We start from the raw sequence: 2061 nt of genomic DNA, 5'->3' as shown, positions 1-2061 counted from the left end.
TGGCCGAGCGCTCGGCCAGGGCCTCAATCGTAGAAGCGCGGCGTGTAGATCCACTCGCGCTCGCCGCGGGTGAAGCGGCGCGTCTTCGACGAACCGACGATCACCATCGTGCGCATGTCCACCTGATCCGAGCGCAGTTCGCCGAGCGTGGTGCTGCGCAGCGTCGCGCCGGGGCGGCCGATGTCGCGGCCGAGCACCACCACGGTGTCGGCGGTGCGCACGGCGCGCACGATCTCCAGCGCGCGATCGAGCTGCCACGGCCGCGCCTTCGACACCGGGTTGTAGAACGCCATCACGAGGTCGGCGCGCGCGGCCAGCGCGAGCCGTTCCTCGATCACCCCCCACGGCTTCAGGTTGTCCGACAGCGAGATCACGCAGAAATCGTGGCCGAGCGGCGCGCCGGCCTGCGCGGCGGCGGCCATCGCCGCCGACACGCCGGGCACCACGTCCAGCGCGACGTCGGCCCACGCGGCGGCCTCGCTGCCGGCGCTGGCGTCGAGCGCTTCGAGCACGGCCGCCGCCATCGCGAACACGCCCGGATCGCCCGACGACACCATCGCCACCTGCCGCCCCTGCGCGGCCAGCTCGAACGCATGGCGGGCGCGCTGCAATTCCTCGCGGTTGTCGGTTTCGTGCACGCGCTGGTCGGCGCGGAACGGCCCGGCCATGCGCACGTAGGTGGCGTAGCCGAGGATGTCGGTAGCGCCGGCCAGCGCCGCGCGCGCGGCCGGCGTCATCAGTTCGGCGCTGCCGGGGCCGAGGCCGAGCACGGTCAGCTTGCCGCGTGCCTGGCCGAGCCGGGTGGCGTCGACGGGGGCGTCGGCGATGGCGATCGCGAGGTCGGGGGCGTGGGCGGTTGAGGGTGCCGATGCGGGGATCGAGGCGGCGACGAGTGCCGTGTCGAGCAGCGTTCGGGCCTTGGCGGTCGCGCTGCGATTTGCGCTGCGATCCGGATTGCAATTCGCGACGCCGTTCGCAGGGGCGTTTTCGGCGCCATCCGCGATGCCGTTCGCAGCGCCGTTCTCGGCGCCATCGGCCACACCGCTTGCATGGCGGTCCTCGGCACTATCGGCCATGCCGCTTGCAGCGCCGTTCTCGGCGCCATCGGCCACATCGCTTGCATAGCGGTCCTCGGCGTCATCCGCAACACCGTTTGCAGAGCCGCTCTCGCCACCCTCCGCCTCGACGAACCGCAGCGGCACCCCCAGCGCTTGCGCACCGCGCGCGAGCGCCGCGTCGCGCATCATGCGTCTCGGCGCAACCAGCACGGCCAGCGCGAGCGGCGACAAACCGGCTGCGGCAAGCGCATCGAGCACCCGGCACGCGAGCGGATCATCGTCGCGGCCATCGGCCGTCAAGGGAATCGATGCGTCGTATCGTTCGCTTTCCTGAGTGCCCGTCACGGCCACCACGACGCTGCGCGGATGAATCACGAGTTCACCCGACGCCGCGCCGCCGGCCTGCGGCGTGATGCGCACCGCATGCGCGGCCGACGGATCGACCGGCAGCGTCACGCCGTCGAGCCAGGGCGCGTCGCCTTCGATGCGCGTCGCGGCCCCGGCCAGCAGATCGGACACGAAACGCTTGCCCGCGCCGATATCGGCCAGCGCATAGCCCTGGGGCGGATTGAGCACGCACGCGCCGAAGCGCAACTCGCCGCTGGTGGTGATCGCGGGCGCGATGCCGAGCACGTCGGCGATCTCGCGTGCGAGCAGGTTCACGCCGGTCAGGCCGCCGAGCAGCGGCACCACGGCGCTGCCGTCCTCGGCCACGGCCAGCACCGGCGGCTCGACGCCCTTGTCGGTCAGGCACGCCGCGACGCAGCGGATCACGATGCCGGCCGCGCACAGCGCGACGATCGGATGGCCGCGCGCATACAGCGCACGCAGATGCGCGCCGAGTTCGGTGAACGCCACGTCGCCTTCGACACGGCCCGCGAGCGCATGGATCGTCGCGCCCGCATAGCGCGCGCGAATTCGCTCGGCCACCGGCAGCGCGCCCGCGCCGAGCACCACGATGGCCGGCGCGGCGTTCAGCCTTGCCATTTTTCCCCCGGCACGA

The 2061-nt window shown here is 72.6% G+C and carries 1 protein-coding gene; it reads right to left on the bottom strand.

The window, feature by feature from the left end; genetic code table 11:
• Window positions 1–23: 23 nt before the first annotated feature.
• Entirely contained in the window at window positions 24–2036 is a 2013-nt protein-coding gene (gene cobJ, locus ACYP33_RS18710; RefSeq protein ID WP_459623455.1) for a precorrin-3B C(17)-methyltransferase, read from the bottom strand.
• Between the last annotated feature and the right edge of the window lie 25 nt (window positions 2037–2061).

Source organism: Burkholderia sp. 3C (genome assembly GCF_054589155.1).
Note: the sequence above shows the minus strand (reverse complement) of the source record. Positions and strands in the feature narration are given on the sequence as shown.